The 7,365-nt window shown below is 63.8% G+C and carries 6 protein-coding genes and 1 tRNA gene; 3 read left to right on the forward strand and 4 right to left on the reverse strand.

Translation table 11 applies throughout. The annotated features are described in order from the left end of the window. Positions 1–50: 50 nt before the first annotated feature. Together VLE48_00095 and VLE48_00100 are read left to right on the forward strand one after the other, a co-directional pair. Positions 51–2,897 (forward strand): pitrilysin family protein, encoded by a 2,847-nt coding sequence (locus VLE48_00095; GenBank protein HSA91386.1) that lies wholly within the window; start codon positions 51–53, stop codon positions 2,895–2,897. A 147-nt stretch (positions 2,898–3,044) separates the two neighbouring features. Further along, entirely contained in the window at positions 3,045–3,410 is a 366-nt protein-coding gene (locus tag VLE48_00100; protein HSA91387.1) for a CD225/dispanin family protein, read from the forward strand. Positions 3,411–3,450: 40 nt separating this feature from the next. Here VLE48_00100 and VLE48_00105 read toward each other — a convergent pair whose 3' ends face one another. The 3 genes from VLE48_00105 to VLE48_00115 all read right to left on the reverse strand — a co-directional run bounded on the left by VLE48_00105 (position 3,451) and on the right by VLE48_00115 (position 6,642). After that, entirely contained in the window at positions 3,451–5,655 is a 2,205-nt protein-coding gene (locus VLE48_00105; protein HSA91388.1) for a protein kinase, read from the reverse strand. Positions 5,656–5,763: 108 nt separating this feature from the next. After that, the gene (locus VLE48_00110; protein HSA91389.1) at positions 5,764–6,192 is read right to left on the reverse strand and encodes a hypothetical protein; all 429 of its coding nucleotides are present in this window, start codon (positions 6,190–6,192) and stop codon (positions 5,764–5,766) included. Positions 6,193–6,210: 18 nt separating this feature from the next. After that, on the reverse strand, positions 6,211–6,642 hold the full coding sequence (locus VLE48_00115) for a hypothetical protein (protein ID HSA91390.1): 432 nt from the start codon (positions 6,640–6,642) through the stop codon (positions 6,211–6,213). Between the two features lie 97 nt (positions 6,643–6,739). Here VLE48_00115 and VLE48_00120 point away from each other — a divergent pair. Further along, positions 6,740–6,817: transfer RNA gene (locus VLE48_00120), tRNA-Arg, on the forward strand. A gap of 65 nt (positions 6,818–6,882) precedes the next feature. Here the strand turns inward: VLE48_00120 and VLE48_00125 are convergent. Beyond that, entirely contained in the window at positions 6,883–7,317 is a 435-nt protein-coding gene (locus VLE48_00125) for a hypothetical protein (protein ID HSA91391.1), read from the reverse strand. Positions 7,318–7,365 lie beyond the last annotated feature (48 nt).

Consider the following 7,365-nt stretch of genomic DNA (forward strand, 5'->3'; position numbering starts at 1 on the left):
AAATGGCTGTATCCGTGTCCCCAGCCCCTAACTCCAGAAGGAGATGTGCCATGTCTTCACGCATCCGTGTCTTCGGATTGGTCTCTGCGCTTTTCCTGACCGCCATGGCGACTGCCCAGACCGCCAAAGCGCCCGCCGCGAAAGCTGCGCCGACCACCGCGACCATAGTTTTTGAGAAGTACAAGTTGAAAAACGGCTTGGAAGTGATTCTTTCCCAAGACCATCGCCTTCCCATGGTGGCCGTGAACCTGTGGTATCACGTGGGCCCGTCGCACGAAAAAGGCGGACGCACCGGTTTTGCCCACCTGTTCGAGCACATGATGTTCCAAGGCTCGCGCCACATCGGCGACGACCAGCACTTCAAATTCCTGGAAGGCGCGGGCGCCAGCGACATCAACGGGACCACCGATTTCGACCGCACCAACTACTTCGAGACCCTGCCGTCCAATCAGCTCGAATTGGCGCTCTGGCTGGAAAGCGACCGCATGGGCTACCTGCTGGACACCCTCGACCAGGCCAAGCTGACCACCCAGATTGACGTGGTGCGCAATGAGCGCCGCCAGGGGGTGGAGAACCCGCCCTATCAGTTGGTGGAGGAGGCGGTGTACCAGACACTGTTTCCCAAGGGCCACCCGTATTACGCCTATGTCATTGGGTCCCACGCGGACCTGGAAGCGGCGCATCTGGACGACGTGCGCGACTTCTTCAAGCAGTACTACGCGCCCAATAACGCCAGCCTGACGATTGTGGGCGACTTCGATAAGGCTCGAGCCAAGGCGCTGGTGGAGAAATATTTCGGCAGCATTCCGGCGGGACCCGCGGTGGAGCCACTCAACGTAAAGACGCCGCCCATCACTTCCGAGCGGCGCAAGACGGTGACCGATCGTGTCGAGCTTCCGAAGGTGTACGTCGCGTGGCTGACGTCGCCGATCTACAAGCCGGGTGACGCCGAGTTCGATTTGATCGCCCGCATCCTGGGCCAGGGCAAGTCCAGCCGCTTGTACAAGCGGCTCGTTTATGAAGACCAGATCGCCCAGAACGTGAACGCCACGCAATACTCGCTGATCCTGGGCTCCGTCTTCACCATCGAGGCCACAGCCAAGCCCGGCGTCAAGCCGGAGCAACTGGAGGCCGCCATCACCGAGGAACTGGACAAGCTGCAGAAGGACGGTCCGACCGCAGCCGAGGTGGAGGCGGCGCGCAACGTCATCCAGTCCTCGATCATCCGCGGTCTGGAGACTCTCGGCGGGTTCGGCGGCGTGGCCGACCGGCTGAACCAGTACAACCACTATTTAGGCGACCCGGGCTACCTGCCCAAAGACCTGGCCCGCTACGACCAGGCGGCGCCGGAGTCGGTGCGCAAGTATGCGCAGGAGCAACTGACCAAGGATGCCCGCGTGGTGATCTACGGTGTGCCGGGCGAAAAGGTCATCGACGATGTTCCCCGCAAGGCGGCAGCCGAAGGTGAGCAGGAGAAGAAGGAGATGGCTGGCACCATGCCGGACGAGCCTTGGCGAGCCCAGCCGCCCGAGCCCGGCCCTGCATCCAAGCTGAGCCTGCCGACGCCGGTGAAATTCCAGTTGCCCAACGGGCTCGATGTGTACCTGCTTGAGCGCCATAACCTGCCGGTGATTTCCGTGAACCTGGCCGTACTGGCGGGTAGCGAAGCCAACCCTAAAGAGCTTCCCGGCGCGGCATCCTTTACCGCCGACATGCTCGACGAAGGCACGGAGAAGCGTGCCACCCTGCAATTGGCACAGGACGTGGACAAGATCGGCGCCACGCTGGCGACCGCGTCCACGGCCGACTACGCCTCGGTTACCATGCGCAGCCTCACGCGCAATGCCGATGCGATGTTCGAGCTTCTTTCCGACGTTGCTTTGCATCCGGCTTTTGCGGCGGCGGAGATCGAGCGTGTCCGCAAGGAGCGCCTGACCACCCTGTTGCAGCAGCGCGACAACCCCACGCAACTCGGCATCCGGACCTTTTACCGAGAACTGTACGGCGCCGGGCATGCCTACGGAACGATCGACCTGGGCACCGAGGCCTCGAACAAGGCCGTCACCCGCGATGATCTGGCCGGCTTCTGGAAGCAGCGGTACGTACCTGCGAATAGTGCGCTGGTGGTTGCCGGGGACTTGAATGAAACTGAACTACGCCGCCTGGCTACGAAGTATTTTGGTTCCTGGACGGGGAAGGAAGCGAAGGCTACGCCACCGGAAGCGCCCATGGCGGGCGCGCGGCGGGTGGTGATCGTGGACAAGCCGGGCGCACCCCAGACCTATGTGCGCGTGGGGCAGATCGGGGTGCCGCGCTCCACTCCGGATTACGTTCCCCTGGAAGTGATGAACACCACGCTGGGGGGACTGTTCTCCAGCCGCATTAACCTGAACCTGCGGGAAGAGCACGGCTACACTTACGGCGCGGGCTCGGTTTTCATCTACCGGCGGGGCGCGGGTCCATTTTTCGCCGGCAGCAGCATCCGCACCGACGTCACCGCTCCGGCAGTAGGAGAGATGTTCAAGGAGTTCGAGCGCATGCGCAATACGGACGTCACGGCAGAAGAATTGCGCATCGCCAAGGACTCCATGTCCCGTTCGTTGCCGGGCTTGTTTGAGACCACTCTGCAAGCGGTGAATACGGTTCGGAACATGTACGTGTACGACCTGCCGCTCACCTACTACAGCACGCTGCCCCAGGCCGTGGATGGCGTGACGGCGGCCGACGTCCGACGGGTGGCGCAGAAGTATGTGACGCCGGAACACATGATCGTGGTCGGCGTCGGCGATCGCTCGAAGATCCAGCCCGAGATCGAGAAGCTCGGGCTGGGAACCATCGAGGTGCGCGACCTCGACGGCAATCCGGTGCAGACCGCGCAGGCTGCGCCGGGCAACTAGCAAAGCAGAGGTCTCCCTCATCAGGCCGCCGAGCGTTCGGCGGCCTGCTTGTTTCTGCCGGATGACTCCTCGAAAAAACTGCATTGCCAAACCGCCGCGAGCGGTTTATGTTTGCGGGCCAAATCCCGAGGTCTTGAGAGCCAAAAGATGGCGGTCGTTTACTGTCAGCAGTGTGGCACCCAGAATGATGCGCTGGCGACTGTCTGTGGACAGTGCGGAACTCCGCTGCGTCCCGTCGCGGCGCCTGCAATCGCCGTTCCGCCGGGTGCGAAAGTGGAGAACTACCTCGTACCGGCCATCCTGGTCACGGTGTGCTGCTGCCTGCCACTGGGTATCCCGGCCATTGTGTATGCCGCGCAGGTGAACACGAAACTGCAAGCCGGCGACCTCGCCGGCGCCCAGGCCAGTTCGCGCAACGCTCGCACCTGGTGCTTGGTCGCGGGAATCGCCGGGGGAGCGGGGGTCGTCGTGTACGCGATGCTGGCCGTGCTGGGTGTGGTTTTGGAACGCTAAAGCCGTTTAGAGGCACCGCCGAGAGGGTGAACCTCGACGCCTAGCGCCCTTTCACCAGGCGCTCGAACTCCGGCTCGCCGTGCAGGCAGTTGAAGTCGGGGTCGCGGGAGATCCAGTCCAGATTGCTGTAGCCGGCTTCCTTGGCGCGCTTGAGGGTAGCGATGGCCTCCGCCTTCTTGCCCAAAATGCCGTAGGTGCAGGCGGCGTTGTAGAGGATATTGGAGTCCTTGGGGCGCATGGTGACCGCGATCTGCAGTTCGCGGATGGCATCGTCGATGTTCCCCTGGCCGGCATAGCGGTTGGCCAGCAGCATGCGCGCGCGGACATCTTCCGGCACCAACACGAGCTGCTGTTCCAGCGCGCGGATGTGTTGCAGGGCGAACCGATGGGATTCCGCCTTGCGGCCCAGCCGCTCCAGAGAAAGCTCGTACGGGACGTACACGTTGTAGTCATCGCCGCTGGCCTCGATGGCCCGCTCGGCAAGGTCGGCAGCCTCTTCGAACCGGTCGGAGTTGAACAAGGAGCGACCCAGCACGTCGTAGGCGCCTTCGCAGTTGGGCTTGCGCTCGATCGCCTGCTGGGCGAAGCGGATGGCCTCGTCGTACTTCTTCTGCGCGAAGGCGACGCGGCCGCGGGCCGCCAGGACTTCCGGCAGGTCCGGCTGCAGGGCCATGCCGCGGTCGCAGGCAGCCATGCCGCGTTCGATCCAGCGCGGATTCTGCTCGCGGAACTCGTAATAGATGCCGCACACCAGGCCCAGGCCGCCATACGCCATGGCGAAGGTGGGATCCAGAGCGATGGCCCGCTCGTACATCTCGATGGCGAACTCCAGGTTGAACTGCCGGGTGTAGCTGCGGCCGCGCAGGTAGAAGTCGTAGGCCTGGGTGTTTTCGGTGGGCTTCTGGGCGATCTGCTTCTCTTCCTGCGGAGAGAGCGCCACGCGCAGCGCCTGGGCGATGTTGCGGGCGATCTCGTCCTGCACCTCGAAGACGTCCGACATCTCCCGGTCGTAACGCTTGGCCCACAGCGTGTGTCCGGTCGCACTCTGAGCGAGTTGGGCGGTGATGCGTAAGCGGTTGCCGGCGCGTCGCAGGCTGCCCATGAGCACATAGGCGGCGTTGAGTTCCTGGCCGATCTGTTGCGCGCCGCCGGCCTTGTCGCGATAGGCGAGCACCGCCGCTCGGGGAAACACGCGCAGGCCCTTGATGTTGGCCAGCTCGGTGATGATGTCTTCGGTCATGCCGTCGCGGAAGTACTCGTCTTCGCGCGAGTCGCTCAGGTTTTCGAAGTACAGGACGGCGACCGACTTTTCGGCGTCCGGGGCGGGAGCGGGCCGTCCCTCGACCGCCTGCCGGCGTCCGGAATCCAGGTCGCGCTTCACGCGCTCCAGGTCGGCGCGCATCTCCGCCGCGCTCTGGTAGCGCATGCGCTTGTCCTTTTCCAGCGCCTTGCCGACGATGCGCACCAGTTCCGTCGGCAGATCGGGGTTCAGCCGTAACGGCGACTTGGGAATGGTGTTGAGGATGCCGTCGAAAATCACGGCCGAAGTGTTGCCGGGGAAGGGAAGCTCGCCGGTCGCCATTTCGTAGAGCACGGCGCCGAAAGAAAAGAGATCGGTGCGAGCGTCGAGTTCCTCGCCGCGGGCCTGTTCCGGCGACATGTAGGCCACGGTGCCGACGGTAGAGCCGGGGCTGGTGAGCGTGTCCGAGCCGGCCAGGCCGCCGGCGGTCTCCACCAGCACGCCCACCGCTTCGCCCACCTTCTGGCGCATGGGAATGAGCTTGGCCAGGCCGAAATCCAGGATCTTCGCTTGCCCGCGGCGGGTGAGGAATATGTTGGCGGGCTTGATGTCGCGGTGCACGATCCCTTTGCTGTGGGCGGCATCGAGGGCGTCCGCCATCTGGTGCGCCAGCTCGACCAGGGTGTCCACGGGGAAAGCGCCGGCCGAGGCGATGCGGTGGCGGAGCGTCTCACCCTCCAGCAGTTCCATGGCGATGAAAGGCTGGCCGGAGAACTCGTCCACGTCATAAATGGTGCAGATGTTGGGATGGTTCAGGGCCGAAGCGGCGCGAGCCTCGCGCCGGAAGCGCTCCACCGCCGATTCATCCCCGGCGTATTCCTGGGGCAGGAATTTGAGCGCTACGCTGCGGTTGAGCCGCGTATCCTCGGCGCGAAAGACCACCCCCATGCCACCGCCGCCGAGCTTTTCCGTGATGCGGTAGTGAGAGACAGTCTGGCCGAGCATCGTTGAGGGAGTCCGCGACCGAAACGCCAATGTTATCTGCGCGAAACGGGAGAGTCAAACCCGAGAAAGCTCGAGCGCTGCGGCCCCAGGACGACCCAGGTAACGACCTTACCCAGATCGCGTGGGCATGACCATGCCCTTCCAGCGCCAACCGCCCTGCGCGTCCTGCCCGAAGACGACTGCGCAGTTGTAGATGACATCGGTCGGCGTACATGGCAGCACATAGAACACCCGGCCCTGCCGGCCACGATAGAGGACAGGCTGTCCCTGCACGGCTTGCTGCAGGTTCGCCCATTGCCGGCCGTGATCCAGAGCCAGTCCCTGGAAGACGACGTCCGGCGCGACGTTCGTCGCCCGGATGAAGCTGAAGCGGGCGGCCATGACCTTCCTGAGGGCGGCTTCGTCTTTCTGCATGACCGCATTCTTGAACGACGCGTAAAAGTCGTCGAAGCTGCTTTCGTCTTGGCCGGCGGCGGGCTTCGGCAGCGCCATCAGAAAAGCGGCGAGCACAACCGTGCTGTACAGCGCCGTCTTCATACACTCATCCTAGTGAGTTCATTCGGCCTTGGTGCGATCCAGGTCGGCTTTCAGCGCAGTGAGCAAGGCGGAATGCTCCGCGGAGAAACCGTTCTCCCGGTACGCACGCCACAAGTAGGTGCCGCGCGGCCACATGCCGGGGCCGTAGACGGCCAGCACGTCTTCCGAAGGACGGCTCTGGACCACTAGGACCATGTCCGCCTGCTGCGGCCGGTAGACCACGATGTAACCGCCCCAGCCCTGCACTGCCTGCTGGACGCGGGCGATGGCCGCCCGGTCCTCCGGCAGCAGATAGGGCGAGAACTGCGGTCCGTCGTAGCTGGTGACGTACACGAAGCGCGCGTTACGCAACGTGCCCAGGGCCTTCCAGTTCTGCTCCCGGTAGCTCTGGGCCAGAGCCGCTCCGGAACCCAAGCTCGCCATGAGCAACAAACTCCACAGGTACTTCATAACCTTGCCTCCATATGATCAAACCCTACTTACTTAGATGAGTTGTGTGGCAGTTCCGTCGCGGGGGAATACCGTGCGAGAATGAAGCTAACAAGACGGCCCCGTAGCTCAGATTGGATAGAGCAGCGGTTTCCTAAACCGCGGGTCGGCAGTTCGAATCTGCCCGGGGCCTCCACCACGGTCCTTATAAATCGTTCTACCGGCTCGGCCCCGGAGAGAGTGTCAACCCCGCCTGACCGGCTACTCGCTGCGCGCCGTGTTCCACATGGCGCTCACGATCCACCAGCGGCTCCCGTCGCAGAACAGTTGCATGCTGTTGGTACCGCGATCGAAGGGCTTGCCCTGAAGGTCGTGTAGCGACTCGTAGTGGCTGAGGACGTGCGCCACCCGCCCGAAGATTGTGACCTCCCGGCTGGACTCCCGCTCCCAGAAATCCTCGTGGGCGAAGATGGGCTCGACCCGGCGGATGTAATCTTCCGGGTTCAGCACACGGACCCGCGCGGGTTCGCCGGGCGGCGAGATGACCGGCATCAGGCGGGCGCCCGGCACGAACAGGGAACGGAACCGGTCCCAGTCGCGCGTCTGCCCGACCGGCCCGGAGATGACCTCGTACATCGCGTGCAGGATCGCGTCGAGCGTGGCGACATCAGACGGGCGAGCGGCAAACGTGGACATGGACCTCCTTGTGGACAGCGGGGACATTCATTCTGCCTCCAAGGCGTC

The organism is Terriglobales bacterium (assembly GCA_035454605.1).
Taxonomy (GTDB): Bacteria; Acidobacteriota; Terriglobia; order Terriglobales; family Acidobacteriaceae; genus DATMAB01.